Genomic DNA, 16,134 nt, shown 5'->3' with positions numbered 1-16,134 from the left:
GTGGAACCATCAACGGGTCCACGGCCATGGGGAGTTCACCGGTTGAAGGGCGGGCCGCGCACATGCGCGGCCCGCCCTTCAACCGGTGAACTCCGCCCGTCAGGTGGGCAGTCCCACCGCCCGCTCCCCGGCCCGCCGCTTCTGGATCACCACGGCCACCACGAGCAGGGCTCCTTGGGCGACGTTCTGCCAGAACGGGTTGACGCCCTGCACGGTCAGGCCGTTGTCCAGCGCCCCGAGCAGGGTGATCGCCAGCAGGGTGCCGCCCACCCCGCCCTTCCCGCCCGCCAGCAGGCAGCCGCCGAGGGCGGCGGCCGTGATCGCCTTCAGTTCGAGGCCCTCGCTGCCGGAGACGGGGTGGCCGAAGCCGGTCCGGGCGGTCAGCAGGACACCGGCGACCGCGGCGACCACCCCGGCCAGGCCGTAGACGGCCATCAGGTACTTGTTGATGTGGATCCCGGCCAGCCGGGCGGCGGTGTCGTTGCCGCCGATGGCGTAGATGTTGCGGCCGATGTCCGTCGACTTCAGCAGCAGGTGGACGGCGAGCGTCACCGCGGCGAGCACCCACAGCAACACCGGTATTCCCGCGATCGCGCCGTTCGCGAGGAAGACGAAGACGTCGTCGTTGCTGACGTACCCCTGCGCCGCGCCCTTCGACAGCAGCTGGGCGACCCCCTTGTACGCGGCGAGGGTGGCCAGTGTCGCGATCACCGGGTTGACCCGGCCGAAGACGATGACCGCGCCGTTGAGGAGCCCGGCGAGCAGGCCTGCCGCGAGCGCGGCGGCGATACCGAGCAGGGCGTTCCCGCCGGTGGAGGTGAAGACCATGGCGGAGACCACCGAGGCCACGCCGACCTGCGAGCCCACGGAGATGTCCAGTGCCCCGCAGATGATCACTACGGTCTGGACGAGGGCGAGCAGTCCGGAGATGGTCACCGCGTCGCCGATGACCTTGATGTTGGCCCAGGTCAGATAGGCCGGGTTGAGCCAGCCGAACAGGGCCAGCACCAGCACCAGGGCGCCGGTCAGGCTGAGGTTCTGGCCGCCGACGGAGCCGAGGAGCGAACCGAGCCGCTGCCCGGTCCGCTCGGTCGCCGTGTTCGGCGTGTTCGCCGCGTCCGCCGCGTCCGCCGTGTTCGGCGTGTTCGCCGCGTCGGCCGTGTTCGGCGCGTCCGCCGTTTTCGCTGGGCCGGCCGGGTTCGCGTTCACTGGGTTCCTCCGTCGTCCGTCTCCGTCGTGGTCAGGTCGTCGGCCATCGCCAAGGCGAGGACGGCCTCTTCGGTGGCCTCGGACCGGTCGAGCTCTCCGGTGATCCGGCCGCCCTGCATCACCAGCACCCGGTCGGCCAGCCCCAGCACCTCCGGCAGCTCGGAGGAGATGACCAGCAGCGCCACCCCGGCCTCGGCGAGGTCCGCCACGATCCGGTAGATCTCGGCCTTCGCGCCGACGTCGATGCCCCGGGTCGGCTCGTCGAGGATCAGGACCTTGGGCCTGCGGGCCAGCCAGCGCGCGAGCACCACCTTCTGCTGGTTGCCGCCCGAGAGCGTGCGCACCTCCCGTTCCACCGACGGCGTGCGCACGTGCAGCCGGCCGGTGTACTCCCGGGCGAGGTCCCTCTCCGCCGCCCGGCGTACGAACCGAAGGCGGCTCAGCCGGTCCAGAACGGCCAGCGCGATGTTGTCGCGGACCGAACGGTCGAGGAACAGCGCCTGCGCCTTGCGCTCCTCCGGGGCGAGGCCGATGCCCGCGCGGATCGCGTCGGAGGGCCGGCGCAGTCGCAGTTCCCCGCCCAGCACCGAAACCGTTCCGCCGCGCAGCGGCAGGTCGCCGATCAGCGCCCGGGCCAGCTCGGAGCGCCCGGCGCCGACCAGCCCGGCCAGGGCCACCACCTCGCCCGCCCGGACCCGGAAGCTGATCCCGCGCACGTCGTCGGTGGTCACGTCGCGTACGTCCAGGACGACTTGGCCGCCGGCCACGTGCGGCCGGGTGAACGCCGAGGACAGGTCCCGGCCGACCATCATCCGTACGATGTCTCCCTCGTCCGTGGTCCCGGCGTCCTTGACGCCGACCAGCGCCCCGTCGCGCAGGACCGCCACCCGGTCGGCCAGCCGGAAGATCTCCCGCATGCGGTGGGACACGTAGATGACGGCGAGCCCCTGCTCGCGCAGTCGGCGGATCAGCGCGAACAGGGCCTCCACCTCGTGCTCGGAGAGGGAGGAGGTGGGTTCGTCGAAGGCCAACACCCTCGCATCGCCCGTCAACGCCCGGAGGATTTCCACGAGTTGGCGCTGGGCCGGGGTGAGGCGGACGCCCGGGGTGTCCGCGTCGAGGACGTGTCCGAAGCCGATCCGGACCAGGTCCTCCCGGAGCCGGCGCCGCAGCGCCGCCCGGTCGAAGCGGCGGCCGCCCCGGGTGGGCAGGGCGCCGAGGTAGACGTTCTCGGCGACCGTGAGGTGCGGGACGATCTCCGGCTCCTGGGGGATGAGCCGGATGCCGGCCGCCCGCGCGTCGGCGGGGGAGCGCAACCGCACCTCGGAGCCGTCGACGTGGACCGTTCCGGAATCGGCCGGCTGATCACCGCAGACGATCTTCAACAGGGTGGACTTCCCGGCGCCGTTCTCGCCCATCAGCGCGGTGACCGAACCGGCCGGGAAGTCGAGGCTGATGCCGCGCAGGGCCGGGAGCCCGGCGAAGCTCTTGGCGACGCCGGCCACCCGCAGCCCGGGCGCCGTCACGGGGGCGGGCGCCATCACTTGCAGCCGAATCCGGCGTCCCGCCAGGTGCCCGCGTCGACCATCCTGGTCGGAGCGAAGGCCTCGGGGGCGAACTCCGTACCGTTCTTGAGCTTGTCGTACATCGCCTGCACGGCCAGCTTGCCGACCTCGTCGCCGGGGATGTAGAGCGCCGCCTTCATCCCGTTGTCGGCACCCGCCTGCCAGTCCTTGCAGGCCAGATAGGCGCCGAGGCCGACACCCACGATGTCCGCGCCCTTGACACCCGCGTTGTTCAGGCCCTTGACCCCGCCGGAGACGTTCTCGTCGTTGCAACCCATGACCACCCAGTGCCGGACGCCCTGGTTGGCGGTCACGGTCGCCTCGACCTTGGCCTGTGCGCCCGCCGGGGTGTTGTCCGTCCCGAGCTCGACCGTCTGCACCTCGGGGGCGCCGGCCTCCTTCCAGGCGGCCTTGGCCCCGTTGATCCGGTCGGTGCAGACGGTGGTGTCCTGCTTCCAGGCGTAGACGATCCGGGTGTCCGCGGGGCTCCAGCCCGACTTCGCGAATTCGGCCGCGGCCCGCTTGCCGACCTCGCCGCCCATCTGGGCCCCCGAGAAGCCCACGCGCGCCACCAGGTCGGCCCTGTCGCAGGCCGCGGGCTTGGGGCCGCTGACGCACACCTGGTCGTCGGAGGTGAGCAGCGGGATCCCCGCCTTCTTGGCCTCGGCGGCGACCTGCGGCCCGACCGCCGACTCCGGCACGACGATGACGATGCCCGAGTTCTTCTGCGCGATCGCGGACTTGACCTCGGTGATGGTCTTCGAGGCGTCGTTGCCGAGGTTGACCACGGTGAGTTTGACGCCCAGCTCCTCGGCCTTCTTCTTGGCGCCCGCGGCCTCGGAGACGAAGTACTCCTGGTCGCCCTGCTTCTGGAGGTAGGCGATGGATATCGGGCCGTCCGCCTTCTTGCCGCTGCCCGTCGCCGTTCCCGTACCGGGGGAGGAGGAGGGCTTGCCGGAGGAGCAGGCCCCCAGGGTGAGCGCCAGGGCGAGGGCGCCGGTCAGGGCGGCGCCGCGGCGAAACCGGATCATGGACATGTGCGAGTGCTCCCTCATCGGGCCGGGTCGGTGGATCGGCGGAGCGGCGGATCGGTGAGCCGGCGAGCCGACGGGTCGGCAAGCCGGCAAGTCCGCACCTCAGTTGCAGGTGAGCCGGGGCGCGGCCCAGTCCGCGTGGTCGTAGTCGATGCCGTTGCCGCCGTCGGTGACGACGAGCCGCAGCGTCTGCCCGCCGGTCAGATCGGCGGTGAGCTTGCGGGCCGCGTCCGCCGTGGTGACGACCCCGCTGTCGGCGACCTTGGTGGTGTCGCGGTAGATCTGGAAGGCGACCGCTCCGGTGCGCCAACTCTCGTCGTCGACGCCGACGTCCACCGTCAGGGCGGTGCACCTGCCCCCGAGGTGGTAGGTCAGGGTGCTGGACGCGTGGACGCCCAGGCCCTTGGCGTACGTGGCGCCGCCCACGGTCAGGGTCCTGCCGTCCCCGGCAGCCTGCTCCCCGTTGCTCAGGTCCTTCTCCGCCGGGCCCCAGCCGCTGTTCACGCCCGTCCAGGGCAGGTCCGACAGGTGGGAGGTGCCGGCCGGCGGAATCGGCGCCGGCCCCGGGGTGATCCGGTAGACGACGGTGGCGTGCGGGGCGACCGATGCGCTGATGGTGCCGCTGGTGTTGGTCGAGGCGGCCTTCGTCCACAGCTCCTTGAGTGCGTACGGGGCGCGGTTGCCTATGCCGAGGGCGTCCGTCCGGGCGGAGATCGTGGCGGTGGAACCGGTCTCGTTGGTCAGTGAGAGCGCCCGGTCGCCGTTCGCGAGTTCCTTGGCCATCACCACCAAGCCGCCGGAGTTGGAGACCACCGTGCCCTGCTTGCCGAGGGCGTCCTGGTCCAGGGCGATGACATCGGGGTTGGAGAGGATGTCGAAGGTCTCGGCCGTCGCCTTGCGCAGGTCGCTGCCGATCAGCAGCGGCGCCGACATCATCGACCAGAGGGTGAAGTGGGTGCGGTACTCGGTGGCGGTCATCCCGCCGTTGCCGACCTCCAGCATGTCCGGGTCGTTCCACTGGCCGGGGCCGGCGTACGGCGCGAGCGGCTGGTTCTGGTGCGCGATCCCGATCATCGAGGACCAGCTGTCGCCGATGTCCCCGGTGGTGCGCCACAGATGGCCGACGCTCGAAGCCCAGGTCCACGGCTGGTTCTGGCCCCACTCGCAGACCGAGAAGACGATGGGACGGCCGGTCCTCTTCAGGGCGGCAGCCATGTCCGTGTACCGCTTCTTCGCGTCCACGCCCAAGTTGTTGCAGTTGTCGTACTTGAGGTAGTCGACACCGAAGGAGGCGAAGAGGTCGGCGTCCTGCTGCTCGTGGCCCAGACCGCCGGGGAAGCCCGCCGTGTCACAGGTCTTGGTGCCAGCGCTGGTGTAGATGCCGAACTTCAGGCCCTTGGCGTGCACGTAGTCCGCGAGGGCCTTGATCCCGCCGGGGAAGCGGACGGGGTCGGCCACCAGGCGGCCCGAGGCGTCGCGGTTCGGCAGGGCCCAGCAGTCGTCGAGGTTGACGTACTGGTAGCCGGCGGCCTTCAGGCCCTTGGCGACGAAGAGGTCGGCGATGCCCTTGACCATCGCCTCGTTGAACTCGGCCCGGCAGTGGGTGGAGTTCCAGTTGTTGAACCCCATCGGCGGGGTGAGCGCCTGGCCGTCGGAGACGGCGGCGGCCGGCGCGGCCCCGGCGAGCACCGCCGTACCGGCCAGTGCGGCGGCCCCGGCCGCCGGGGCCAGTAACGGCAGTGCCGTGAGGACCGCCGTCAGACGGCGGGCGACGGCGCTTCGTAACGAGTGCACAGACGGCTCCTGGGGTGGGAGTGGGGCCCGGAATTCCGGGAGAGCGTGTGCGGAAATGCGGCCTGACGCGTAGGTCCGGTACGTCGGTTCCCGCAGAAGTCCTCAGGAACGAACGGACTCCAACGGGAAGGCCCACATCACACTGCCACCGCAGGGACATGTCAAGAGAGTGGACTGCGCCAATCCGCCGCCCGCCGCCGCCCGCATCGGCGGCCGTGAGCCCGACACAGCCCCCAACTGCGGCTTTGTTGAAATCTGTTGACTTCTGTTCGATCCGTCAGGATGCTTCGGTTGACCGGGGACACCGGTGCCCCAGGAGAGGAACCGCCGCATGGCCGATCCCGGCAGCCTGCTGGCCCATCAGCGCCGCGCCCGCATCCTCGACGAGGTCCGCCGGCGCGGCGGGGTGCGGGTGAACGAGCTGACCCGCGCCCTGAACGTCTCCGACATGACCGTCCGCCGCGATCTGGACGTGCTCGCCCGCGAAGGCCTGTTGCGCAAGGTGCACGGCGGCGCCGTGCTCGGCGACGAGGCCAGCAGCCACGAGCCCGGCTTCGAGGCCAAGTCGGAATGGGAGACGGCGGCGAAGCAGGCCATCGCGAAGGCGGCCGCCGCCCTCGTCGCACCGGGCTCGGCCATCGCCCTGTCCGCCGGGACCACCACCCACGCGCTGGCCCGCGAGCTCACGGAGGTCGCCGATCTCACGGTGGTCACCAACTCGGTGCGCACCGCAGAGGTCTTCGAGGCCGCCCGCCGGACGGGCAGCGCCGGCAGCACCCTGACGGTCATCCTCACCGGCGGGATCCGCACCCCCTCCGACGCGCTCGTCGGGCCCATCGCCGACCAGGCCATCCGGTCCCTCCACGTCGACCTGCTGTTCCTCGGCTGCCACGGCCTGGGCACCGCCACCGGGCTGACCACGCCGAACCTCGCCGAGGCGGAGACCAACCGGGTGTTCCTGCGCTCCGCGCGGCGGACCGCGCTCCTCGCCGACCGCACCAAGTGGGCGACCGTGGGGCTCACCACCTTCGCCGCCCTGGAGGAGGTCGACGTACTGGTCACCGACTCCGTTCCCGCGGAGGAGGCCGCGGCGGTCACCGAGCGGGTCGGCGAGGTGTTGCTGGCCACCGGTCCTTCGGGTCCCGCGCAGGAGCGCCCGTGGTGAGGAAGACGCGTACGACCCTGTCCGACGGGCGGGCGCTCATCTACTACGACGAGGCCGTCGCGGGAGGTCTCGTACGCGACCGGGCCCACCGCCGCGACCATGCGGACCATGCGGACCCCCGCGGCCTGCCGCCCATCGCGACGCGCTCCGAGCGGCGCCACGACCGGCTGCTCGACGAGTGGGTGGTGATCGCCTCGCACCGCCAGGGCCGCACCCACCTGCCGCCCGCCGACCAGTGCCCGCTCTGCCCGTCGACGCCGGGCCGCCCCACCGAGATCCCGGCCCCCGACTACCAGGTCGCCGTCTTCGAGAACCGCTTCCCCGCCCTGTCCGGACCGGGCGGGGGCCGCTGCGAGGTCGTCTGCTTCAGTCCCGACCACCAGGCCTCGTACGCCGATCTCGGCCCGGCCCAGGCCCGTACGGTGCTCGCGGCCCTGGCCGACCGCACCACCGAGCTCGCCGCACTCCCGGGTGTGGAGCAGGTGTACTGCTTCGAGAACCGGGGCCCCGAGATCGGGGTCACGCTCACCCACCCGCACGGCCAGGTCTACGCCCTGCCCGTCCTCACCCCGCGCACCCGGCGCACGCTGGACACGGTCTCCCGCCACCACCGGGCCACCGGCCGCAACCTCTTCGACGAGGTCCGCGACGAGGCACTGGCCGACGGGCGCAGGGTGGTGGTCGCGGGGGAGTACTGGAGCGCCTTCGTGCCGGAGGCCGCGCGCTGGCCGTACGAGGTGCACCTCTACCCGCACCGGCGCGTCCCCGACCTGCCCGCGCTGAGCGGGCCCGAGCTGGCCGAGCTGGCCGTCCTCCACCTCGACCTGCTCGGCCGCTTCGACCGGCTCTTCCCGGCGCCCGCCCCGTACATCTCGGCCTGGCACCAGGCCCCCGTACGGACCGGCCGCGAGCTGTACGCGCTCCACCTGGAGCTGTTCACCACCCGGCGGGCAGCCGACAAGCTCAAGTACCTGGCCGGGACCGAGTCCGGGATGGGCCAGTTCATCAACGACATCGCGCCCGAGCAGGCGGCCGCGGCGCTGCGCGGGGCCTGACGGCGCCGCCTCCCGGTGCGAGGCGTTCTTGCGCGTCGTCCTTGCCTACGCGTCCTTCTCCATGGTCGGGCGCAGCCGCTCCAGCAGGGCGTAGAGCGTCGCGCTCTCGGTCGCGTCGAGGGTGTCCAGCGCGCCGTGCGTCGCCTGCATCTCCTCGCGCACCCGCCGGATGATCTCGCGCCCGGCGTCCGTCGCCACCACGTTCTTCACGCGGCGGTCGGCGGGGTCGGCCTCGCGGCGCACCAGCTCGCGGGCCTCCAGGCGGTCCACGATCCCGGTGACGTTCGATGCGTCACAGACCAGGAGCGTGGCCAGGCCGCGCATCGGGAGCGGGCCTTTGAGCTGGGCGAGGACCCGGGCCTGGGTGGAGGTGAGGCCGTAGTTCGCGGCCGCGGCCGCGAAATCGCGCCACTGGGCGGTTCCGATGGCGGCGAGCAGCTCAAGGAGTTCGAGCTTGGTGGGGGCGGGAGGGGTGGTGGCGCTCATGCCGTCGAGCGTACTCAGGTGGTTGACATTGTCAATTGTTTACTTGACCACCTTAACTATTGACGTCTACCGTCTACGGAGTTACTTGATGACATCAAACATCTGCGATCTGAAGCACTAAGAAGGTCCTGCCAGCCATGAGCACCGCCGCCCCCACCCCCGCCGAGGCCAAGAACAGGAACGAGACGGTCATCGTCTTCGCCCTGAGCCTTGCCGCCATGGTCGTGTCGATGATGCAGACCCTGCCGGTTCCGATCCTGGGCCTCATCCGCACCGACCTGGGCACCTCGACCGCCAACGTGAGCTGGGTGACCACCGCCACCCTGCTGTCCGCAGCCGTCTTCACCCCGCTGCTCGGCCGCTTCGGCGACCAGCACGGCAAGAAGCCCACGCTGGTGGCCGTGCTCGGCGTCATGGTCGTCGGCTCCGTCATCGCCGCCGTCGCGACCTCGCTCCCGCTGCTGATCCTGGGCCGCGTCCTGCAGGGCGCCGCCACCGCGATCTTCCCGCTCGCCCTGTCGGTGCTGCGCGAGGAAGTCCGCCCGCAGAAGCTCCCCGGCGCGATGGCACTGGTCAGCGGCACCCTCGCCTTCGGCAGCGGCCTCGCGCTCGTCGCCACCGGCCTGCTCACCTCCGGCCCTGACGCCGACTACCGCAACGCGTTCTGGATGGCGACCGGGTTCGCCACCCTCGCCCTGCTCGCCGTCGCCTTCCTGGTCCCCGCGACCCGGCACAAGACCGGTGGCCGGACCGACTTCCTCGGCGCACTGACCCTCGGCATCACGCTCCTGCTGCTCCTGCTGCCCATCTCGCAGGGCCACGAGTGGGGCTGGACCTCCGGCCGTACGCTGGGCAGCTTCGCCGGCGCCGCCGTCATGACCGCCGTGTGGGTCTTCACCGAGCTCAAGGTCAGCGAGCCGCTCGTGGACATGCGGATGTTCGTCCACCGCCCGGTGCTCATGGCCAACCTGGCCGGCATCCTCGTCGGCTTCGGCATGTTCGCGAACTTCCTGGGCGTCTCGTACCTGGTCCAGATGCCGGAGAAGCTCACCGGCTACGGCTTCGACGCCTCCATCCTGCGCGCCTCCGTACAGTTCCTGCTGCCCGGCGCGATCGTCTCCCTGCTCGCCTCGCCCATCGGCGGCCAGCTGGTCCGCCACCGCGGCCCGCGCGTGGCCCTCGGCCTCGCCGCCGGGCTCGGCGCCGTCGGCTTCGGCTGGCTCGCACTCGACCACGGCCACAGCTTCTCTGTGATCGGCGCCGGCCTGGTCGTCGGCGCGGCCGTCAGCTTCGGATACGCGGCCATGCCCGCCGTCATCATGGCGAGCGTCCCGCACCACCAGAGCGGCATAGCCAACGGCATCAACTCGATCTCCCGCTCCACCGGCAGCGCGATCGGCAGCGCCATCGTCACCACGATCCTGGCGTCGAAGACCATCGAGCACCTGCCCGCCGGCGTCCCGGCCCTGCCCGCGGAATCCGGGTTCACCCTCACCTTCGGGATCGGGGCCGTCGCCTTCGCCCTCGTCGCGGTGATCAGCTGGATCGGCCTGCGCGGAGCGCACGGGCCGCGCACCGTCGAGTCGGGCACGCCCGCCGAGGCCCCGGCCAAGGTGGCGGAGCCGGAGCCGGCCCAGACCGTCTGACCTGGCCCTTCGAGGGGACGGCACCGTTCGCGGATGCCGTCCCCTCGTTTGCGTGCTGTCCTGTCCCCGTGGACAGGGGCCGCCACCGGGCGGCGGGGGAGGGCCTGGCCCCGGACGCGAGGAGTGACCTGCCATGGCGATCCTGATGCACGCCACCGTCCCGGGCATCACGGCGGAGCAGTACGACGCCCTCCACGCGGAGCTCCTGTCGATGCCCGGGATGTTCGACGGCTGCCTCTCGCACGTCTGCGTCGTGAGCCCCGAGGGCCTGGACGTCTACGACGTGTGGGAGAGCGAGCTGCACGCGAACGTGTTCGCGGAGAAAATGATGCCCGTCGTGGAAGCCCAGGGCTGGCAGAGCACGGGCGGCCGCCCCGAGGCGTTCCCCATCCACAACTACGGCTTCCCCGGGATCAAGGACTGAGCCCGCGGGACTGAGCCCGCGGGACTGAGCCCGCGGGGCGAGGAGATCACCCTCTAGGAGGCGGAGGCCGCGCTCCCCTTCGCGAACTTGTCCCACTGCCCGGTGACGATCTCCTGCGGCACCCCGCCGAAGTCCTTGGTGTCCATGACGTCCGACCGGAACGCCAGCGTGACGGACCCGGAGCGGACCACCGTGAGGTACTTGTACAGAGCGATCCCCGGGTCCTTCACGTCCTGCGTCACGATGCGGTACGCGCGTGCCTCGTCACCCAGCGCCGGCGCCCGGACCGGCTCCACCTTGAGCACCTTCGCCTCGACGAGCGCGCGGTCCTCCGTGTAGCCGCCGGCGCACCGGCCGCCCGCGTCCGCCAGGGATTTCACGGCGGCGGCCGCGGCCCCGGCGTCCCGGTACGAGCGCAGCAGGATCTCCGTGTCGATCGCCTGCCACTCGTCGGGCACACTCGCCTTGGCGAAGGCCTGGGCCGTATGCCCCGCCTTGCCGAGGCTGGTCAGCGGCCGGCACTGCGCCGGGCGGGCCTCGTAGTCCTCGCTCATGGGCTCGTCGAGGAGGGGCTCACCTACCTCGTACGGCCCGAACTTCTCCCCCTCCGCGACGAGCAGCGCCTTGAGCCGCTCGGGGCCCGGCCCCGGCGTGCCGCCCGGGCTCGCCACGGCGCCGTCGGCCGGCGCGCCCGCCCGGTCTGCCCCGGCCGCCTTCCCGGATCCACCGCAACCTGCCGTCCCCGCCATCAGCGCGGCGGCGCCCATGAGGACGCCCACCATCCGCCGCAGCCGCTTCGTGTTCCCGACTCCGTCCATGCGGTGCCGTCCCCCCGGTCATTTCGAAAGGGCGATTGTCGCAGGTCGCGCGGGGGACGCCGAGCCGAGGGCTCAGGCTTCGCCGCGTGCGGCCGCCTGGCGCTGGCGCTTGCTCAGCGGGGCGAGGGAGAGGTCCTGCGCGCGGGACGTGAGGCGCTTGAAACCGTAACCGCGCTCGGTGAGCCGGCTCTCGGCGGCGAGCTCGGCGCGGGCCGTCGCGTCGAGGATGTCCTCCTCCGTCTCGCCGGAGTCGAGGAAGCGGAAGGTGAAGAAAGGGCCGACGGCGATGTCGTACGAGAGGTGGCCCTCGGGTGTGTACGCCGAGTGCATGATGTCGTGCTCCGGCGCGGCGGCGAGCAGCTCCGCGCGCTGTGCGGGGGTGAGGCCGTCGAAGGAGCCGCGGACGGTGATCCGGAAGGTGCGAGAACTCATCCCGGCAGGGTAGGCAGCCGTGAACCGCCGGCGCACCGGGATTTCCGCGGGCGGCCCGGAGCTACCGGTAAGTCACATCGGAGCCCGCCCCGGCGTGCACTTCACCCCTCCGCATCTGCCAGTTCGTTCACCGAAACACATGGGTAGATGCCGGGCATGCAGCCTGTTAGAGTCCGCATGCGCGACTCCGAGACGGGGTGGCGATATGGCCGATCCGCACGCCCTGATCTGCCTCTGAGCGGCGTACATCCGCCAGGCGGACAGCAGTTGTGATGCCGTGGCACTTCCGCACCGGCGATGTCGGCGCCCCCGTCACCCCGGGGCGCGGCCGTCGTGCGCACAGCACCTCCGCGAAGTCCGGTTCCCAGCCGCCGGATGCCGGGCCATGCCGCCCTTCATCGCTTATCAGATGGGGAGAACACAAGTGAACACGGGACTTCCGCGGCGTCATGCCGCAGCCAAGGCACTGGTCCTGGGCGCCGCACTGGCGCTGGCCGTGCCGGGCACCGCCTACGCGAACACCGTGAGCGTCACCGTGAAGACCCCCGGGGCCACCGCCGGGCCCGGGTCGGCCTTCTCCGAGATCTCCACCCACGCGGACTGCAGCAGCGGCCTGATCTCCGGAGGCGGGATCAACCAGGCCATCGGCACCGGCACGACGTCCAACGGCAACAAGACCAACGGCACCTCGCCGAGTCCCGACGGCAGCACCGAGTACCTCGGCACGACCGGGGTCGTCGGCACCGACGTGACGCACTGGCTCGGCATCGGCGGCAGCGGCGGAGCGGTCAACGCCTCGTTCTCCAGCACCCCGTACGCGATGTGCTTCACGAGCAACCTGATCAACCACACCCAGGTGGTCATGAACAAGACCGCCGGGCCCACCACGAGCGGAACGGTGGGCCTGGTCGTCGCGACGTGTCCGGCCAACACCCGCCTGCTCGGCGGCGGAGCGCGGATCACCCCGGCGAGCGTCGGCAGCCTCAAGCCGATCGCCGGCTTCCCGACGTTCAACGACGCCGGGCACGACTTCGGCCGGAAGGCGGCCGCCGACGGCGAGACCAACCCCGACTCCTGGGCGGCGGTCGGCTGGAACGGCGGCGGTGGCAACAGCGACAACACCACGTACACCCACGCCATCTGCAGCGGCAACAACATCAACATCAGCGGCACCACGGTGAAGGTGCGCTTCGGCGAGGTGAGCGGCCCGACCTCGGCGACCGCCGGCCAGACGGTCACGGTGGGCTGCGGCGGCAACGACGGAAAGCTGGTCAGCGGGGGCGCCGCCATCAGCGGTGGCAGCGTGACCACCACCGACTTCACCGGTCCGGGCTCCGTCGGGGACCACCTCAACGGCAGCTACCCCAGCGACTCCGGCGGCACCCCCGTCAGCGACGGGACGACCACCGCGTCCTACTGGACGGCCTCCACCCACACCGGGGCCGCCAGCTCGCCGGGCACGTCCTCCGACGTGTGGGCCCTCTGCGCCGACGACGGCGTCTGACCGGCCGCCTGCCCCTGCAGCAAGCAAGCAAGCAAGCAAGCAGGCAGGCAGGCAGGCAGGCAACGGCAATGACCTTGACCGGCGGGCGGGCAGGCACCATGTCCCCCCCCGTCTGCCGGTCACACCATCCCAGCTCGGTCGCCCCAACGGGCCCGGAGAGGCAGCGTCCCTTCCATGAACCCCCGCTCCATCCGCGGCGCCAGCCCGCGCGCCTTCCCCCGTACGCGCACGTCATCGAAGACGGCGATCGTGCTCGGCGCGACCGGCCTGCTCGCCGCCGTCCTCGTCCCCTTCGCCGCCGCGGACCCGGCGGCCCCGCCCCCGCCCGCGCCCTCGCCCTGCGGCTCCGGCGGGGTCTTCACCGCCTCGCCGCCCACCTGCACGTACGCCGACTCCGGTACGGACACCTTCACCGTGCCGGACGGAGTCGGCTCGATCCGCGTCGACCTGTTCGGCGCCGAGGGCGGCAGCGCGGCCGGTTCCGTCCTGCCGAACCCCCCGAACGACGGATCCCCCGGCGGCCTCGGCGGCGAGACCCGTGCCACCCTCGCCGTGAGCGCCGGGCAGAGCCTCCGGATCACCCTGGGCGCGGCCGGCAGCTCCGGCACCTCCCGGCACGGCGAGTACGCCCGCCCCGGGGGCACCGGCCACGGCGCCGGCGGCGGCGGCGCGCACGGCGGCGGCGGATCCGGCGGCGGAGGCTCCGACGTACGCGTCGGCGCCTCCGGCCCGGCCGACCGCATCCTGGTCGCGGGCGGCGGCGGGGGAGCCGGCAACGGCGGCCCCCTGCTGCACGGCGGCAACGGCGGCGGCCCCGAGGCGGAAGACGGCGGCCAGGGCGGCGGCCCCGAGGGATCCGGGGTCGCCGGCGGCGGCGGTACCCAGCGCGCCCACGGCGCCGGCAGCCCCAACTCCGCCCAGGGCGGCCCGGGCGCGCCCGGCAGCGACATCGACCCCAACACCGGCCTGCCCAACCCCGGCAGCGGCGGCCCGGGCGGCAACGGCGGCCGCGGCGGCAACGGCGGCGGTGGGGGTGGCGGCGGCTACTTCGGCGGCGCGGGCGGCTCCGGCGGCGGGAACCCCGGCAACCTGTACGGCGCGGGAGGCGGCGGAGGCAGCAGCTTCGCAGCGTCCTCCGCGACCGACGTCTCCCTCCTGCGGGGCGTGAACCACGGCAACGGCAAGGCGGTCGTCTCCTTCCGGTAGTACGGGACGACGCTCTCGCTCACCGCGGACGCGGCGACCCCGCTGTTCGGCCGCGCGGTCACGCTCACCGCGGCCGTGGGCTCGACGAACCCCGCCGCGGGAACCCCGGGCGGCACGGTCACGTTCTCCGACGGGACGAAGCAGCTGGCGACGGTACCGCTGACCGGTGGCCGCGCCGAGTTCCGGACCAGCGCGCTGCGCCCCGGCGCGCACCCGCTGACCGCCACCTACGGCGGCGACCCGGCGAACGAGGCGAGCGCCACGGCGGAAGCCACCGAGGTCACCGTCGGATTCAGCCGCCCGTGCATCACGACCGCCCACCGGGGCCCGCTGACCGTGGCCGGCGGCGAATCGGTCTGCATCGCACCGGGCGGCAGCCAGACCGGCCCGGTGACGGTCCGCTCCGGCGGTGCGCTGGCCGTGACCGGAGCCGAGATCACCGGCCCCCTTTCCAGCGACGGCGCGCTCGCCGTCGCGATCTGCGGCTCGAAGCTCACCGGCCCGGTCACCATCGGCCGGACCGGCGGCTCCGTGCTGATCGGCTCGAACGATCCCACCGCGGGCTGCGCGGGCAATACCGTACGGAACCCGGTGAGTCTGACCGCCAACACCGGAGGGGTCGAGGTCTCGGCCACGACGATCGTCGGCCCGCTGCACTGCGAGGGGAACGTCCCGGCCCCGCAGCTGAGCGGCACCACGGTGGAGGGCCCGCGCTCGGGCCAGTGCCGGCAGCCCTGATCCGGCGGTCGTGATGGGTGCCGCCCCGGCCGGGGCGGCACTGCCGCACGTGGTCCCTGCCGCACGTCGTCCCTGCCGCACGTGGTCCCTGCAGCACGTGGTCCGGACGCGGTCTCAGACGTCGATGTGTCCCATCAGGCCGTGCTGGTAGTCCATTTGCGCCTGGCGTATCTCGGCGGCGGTGTTCATGACGAACGGGCCGGTGCGGGCCACGGGCTCGCCGAGCGGCTCGCCGGCCAGCACCAGCACCTCGGCCGCCTCCTCCGGGGCCTCGACCGTGAACCGCTCCGCGTCCCGGCCGAGGATGGCCAGGTGGCCGTCGGGGAGACGGGCATCGGGGGTGGCGGCCGTCCCGGACAGCACGTACAGCATGGCGTTGTGCCCGGTCGGCACGGTGAACCCGGCGCGGCCGCCGGCCGCGAGGCGGGCGTGTACGACGAGCACCGGAGTGTGGGTCGCGAACGGTCCCCGGACGCCGTGGGTGCTGCCCGAGATCACCGTGAGCTCGGCGCCGCCGTCCTCGGTGAGCACCCGGGGGATGTCACCGGGGGCGCGGCCGTACTGGACCCGCGGCGGCGTCGCCTTGAGCCGGGCCGGCAGGTTCACCCAGATCTGGAGCAGGTGCTGCGCACCGCCGTCGGCGAGCAGTTCCGGGGTGGGGCGGGCGAGGTGGACGAGCCCCGACCCGGCCGTGAGCCACTGCACCTCACCGGGGTTCACGACCCGCCGGTGCCCCGCGGAGTCGATGTCCTCCATCGCGCCTTCGATGACGTACTGGATGGTCTCGAATCCGCGGTGCGGGTGCGGGGGTGTGCCCTTGGCCTCGCCCGGCCCGAGCACGTGGGGCCCCACCTGGTCGACCATCAGGAACGGGTCGACCAAGGGGAGGTCCGGCTGCGGGAAGGGGCGGCGTACGGGGAAGCCCTCGCCCTCGAAGGTGTGGAAAGGGCGGACGACGCGGAGGGTGGAGCGTACGGCGGCGGCGGTGGTGAGGTGCATGCGCCGAATGAACGGTACGGCGAATTCCACTGTCAACGCGGTCCCGTTCGGCTGTCAGG

14 protein-coding genes and 1 pseudogene are annotated in these 16,134 nt (G+C 72.5%); 7 read left to right on the top strand and 8 right to left on the bottom strand.

Annotation, left to right across the window (positions count from 1 at the left end; all coding sequences use genetic code 11):
- Positions 1–99 precede the first annotated feature (99 nt).
- From ACIBAD_RS05575 to ACIBAD_RS05560, 4 genes are all read right to left on the bottom strand, one after another.
- Complete coding sequence (locus tag ACIBAD_RS05575) at positions 100–1,209, bottom strand: ABC transporter permease (RefSeq protein ID WP_398904705.1); 1,110 nt, start codon at positions 1,207–1,209, stop codon at positions 100–102.
- Positions 1,206–2,750, bottom strand: a complete 1,545-nt coding sequence (locus ACIBAD_RS05570) for a sugar ABC transporter ATP-binding protein (protein ID WP_398904703.1) — start codon at positions 2,748–2,750, stop codon at positions 1,206–1,208. The genes ACIBAD_RS05575 and ACIBAD_RS05570 overlap by 4 nt, the downstream gene beginning before the upstream one ends.
- Positions 2,750–3,811, bottom strand: a complete 1,062-nt coding sequence (locus tag ACIBAD_RS05565) for a substrate-binding domain-containing protein (protein WP_398904701.1) — start codon at positions 3,809–3,811, stop codon at positions 2,750–2,752. The genes ACIBAD_RS05570 and ACIBAD_RS05565 overlap by 1 nt, the downstream gene beginning before the upstream one ends.
- Before the next feature lie 99 nt (positions 3,812–3,910).
- Positions 3,911–5,437 carry an NPCBM/NEW2 domain-containing protein gene (locus ACIBAD_RS05560; protein ID WP_398904795.1) on the bottom strand — a complete coding sequence of 509 codons (1,527 nt, stop codon included), beginning with the start codon at positions 5,435–5,437 and terminating at the stop codon, positions 3,911–3,913.
- Between the two features lie 496 nt (positions 5,438–5,933).
- On the opposite strand from ACIBAD_RS05560, the gene ACIBAD_RS05555 reads away from it, so the two are divergent.
- Positions 5,934–6,767 carry a DeoR/GlpR family DNA-binding transcription regulator gene (locus ACIBAD_RS05555; RefSeq protein WP_398904699.1) on the top strand — a complete coding sequence of 278 codons (834 nt, stop codon included), beginning with the start codon at positions 5,934–5,936 and terminating at the stop codon, positions 6,765–6,767.
- Positions 6,764–7,822 carry a galactose-1-phosphate uridylyltransferase gene (galT, locus tag ACIBAD_RS05550; RefSeq protein WP_398904793.1) on the top strand — a complete coding sequence of 353 codons (1,059 nt, stop codon included), beginning with the start codon at positions 6,764–6,766 and terminating at the stop codon, positions 7,820–7,822. The genes ACIBAD_RS05555 and galT overlap by 4 nt, the downstream gene beginning before the upstream one ends.
- A 45-nt stretch (positions 7,823–7,867) precedes the next feature.
- On the opposite strand, the gene ACIBAD_RS05545 is transcribed toward galT, so the two are convergent.
- The gene (locus tag ACIBAD_RS05545; RefSeq protein ID WP_134069111.1) at positions 7,868–8,308 is read right to left on the bottom strand and encodes a MarR family transcriptional regulator; all 441 of its coding nucleotides are present in this window, start codon (positions 8,306–8,308) and stop codon (positions 7,868–7,870) included.
- Positions 8,309–8,445: 137 nt separating this feature from the next.
- Between ACIBAD_RS05545 and ACIBAD_RS05540 the strand changes: the two genes are divergently transcribed.
- Both ACIBAD_RS05540 and ACIBAD_RS05535 read left to right on the top strand, forming a co-directional pair.
- Positions 8,446–9,954 carry an MFS transporter gene (locus ACIBAD_RS05540; RefSeq protein WP_134069110.1) on the top strand — a complete coding sequence of 503 codons (1,509 nt, stop codon included), beginning with the start codon at positions 8,446–8,448 and terminating at the stop codon, positions 9,952–9,954.
- Between the two features lie 133 nt (positions 9,955–10,087).
- Positions 10,088–10,378, top strand: coding sequence for a hypothetical protein (locus ACIBAD_RS05535; RefSeq protein ID WP_134069109.1), 291 nt, complete (start codon positions 10,088–10,090; stop codon positions 10,376–10,378).
- 53 nt (positions 10,379–10,431) lie between these two features.
- Here the strand turns inward: ACIBAD_RS05535 and ACIBAD_RS05530 are convergent, their stop codons facing one another.
- Positions 10,432–11,196: a hypothetical protein gene (locus ACIBAD_RS05530; RefSeq protein ID WP_398904695.1), complete on the bottom strand. Its 765-nt coding sequence runs from the start codon at positions 11,194–11,196 to the stop codon at positions 10,432–10,434.
- A 72-nt stretch (positions 11,197–11,268) separates the two neighbouring features.
- Entirely contained in the window at positions 11,269–11,628 is a 360-nt protein-coding gene (locus ACIBAD_RS05525; protein WP_398904693.1) for a DUF6204 family protein, read from the bottom strand.
- A 424-nt stretch (positions 11,629–12,052) separates the two neighbouring features.
- On the opposite strand from ACIBAD_RS05525, the gene ACIBAD_RS05520 reads away from it, so the two are divergent.
- From ACIBAD_RS05520 to ACIBAD_RS05510, 3 genes and pseudogenes are all read left to right on the top strand, one after another.
- Entirely contained in the window at positions 12,053–13,132 is a 1,080-nt protein-coding gene (locus ACIBAD_RS05520; RefSeq protein WP_398904691.1) for a hypothetical protein, read from the top strand.
- A gap of 174 nt (positions 13,133–13,306) precedes the next feature.
- The gene (locus tag ACIBAD_RS05515; protein ID WP_398904689.1) at positions 13,307–14,338 is read left to right on the top strand and encodes a glycine-rich protein; all 1,032 of its coding nucleotides are present in this window, start codon (positions 13,307–13,309) and stop codon (positions 14,336–14,338) included.
- Between the two features lie 30 nt (positions 14,339–14,368).
- Positions 14,369–15,076: pseudogene (locus ACIBAD_RS05510) on the top strand (Ig-like domain-containing protein); the annotation flags it as partial.
- A gap of 114 nt (positions 15,077–15,190) precedes the next feature.
- Here the strand turns inward: ACIBAD_RS05510 and ACIBAD_RS05505 are convergent.
- Complete coding sequence (locus tag ACIBAD_RS05505; protein ID WP_398904687.1) at positions 15,191–16,075, bottom strand: pirin family protein; 885 nt, start codon at positions 16,073–16,075, stop codon at positions 15,191–15,193.
- Positions 16,076–16,134 lie beyond the last annotated feature (59 nt).

The organism is Streptomyces sp. NPDC051109 (assembly GCF_044455885.1).
GTDB lineage: Bacteria > Actinomycetota > Actinomycetes > Streptomycetales > Streptomycetaceae > Streptomyces.
The sequence above is the reverse complement of the archived record's forward strand: the minus strand, read 5'-3'. Positions and strand labels throughout refer to the sequence as shown.

Coding starts and splice junctions, on each gene's coding strand:
- ACIBAD_RS05570 (WP_398904703.1), bottom strand. CDS start 2,750: ATGGCGCCCGCCCCCGTGACGGCGCCCGGGCTGCGGGTGGCCGGCGTC.
- ACIBAD_RS05565 (WP_398904701.1), bottom strand. CDS start 3,811: ATGTCCATGATCCGGTTTCGCCGCGGCGCCGCCCTGACCGGCGCCCTC.
- ACIBAD_RS05560 (WP_398904795.1), bottom strand. CDS start 5,437: ATGGGGTTCAACAACTGGAACTCCACCCACTGCCGGGCCGAGTTCAAC.
- ACIBAD_RS05555 (WP_398904699.1), top strand. CDS start 5,934: ATGGCCGATCCCGGCAGCCTGCTGGCCCATCAGCGCCGCGCCCGCATC.
- ACIBAD_RS05545 (WP_134069111.1), bottom strand. CDS start 8,308: ATGAGCGCCACCACCCCTCCCGCCCCCACCAAGCTCGAACTCCTTGAG.
- ACIBAD_RS05540 (WP_134069110.1), top strand. CDS start 8,446: ATGAGCACCGCCGCCCCCACCCCCGCCGAGGCCAAGAACAGGAACGAG.
- ACIBAD_RS05535 (WP_134069109.1), top strand. CDS start 10,088: ATGGCGATCCTGATGCACGCCACCGTCCCGGGCATCACGGCGGAGCAG.
- ACIBAD_RS05530 (WP_398904695.1), bottom strand. CDS start 11,196: ATGGACGGAGTCGGGAACACGAAGCGGCTGCGGCGGATGGTGGGCGTC.
- ACIBAD_RS05525 (WP_398904693.1), bottom strand. CDS start 11,628: ATGAGTTCTCGCACCTTCCGGATCACCGTCCGCGGCTCCTTCGACGGC.
- ACIBAD_RS05515 (WP_398904689.1), top strand. CDS start 13,307: ATGAACCCCCGCTCCATCCGCGGCGCCAGCCCGCGCGCCTTCCCCCGT.
- ACIBAD_RS05505 (WP_398904687.1), bottom strand. CDS start 16,075: ATGCACCTCACCACCGCCGCCGCCGTACGCTCCACCCTCCGCGTCGTC.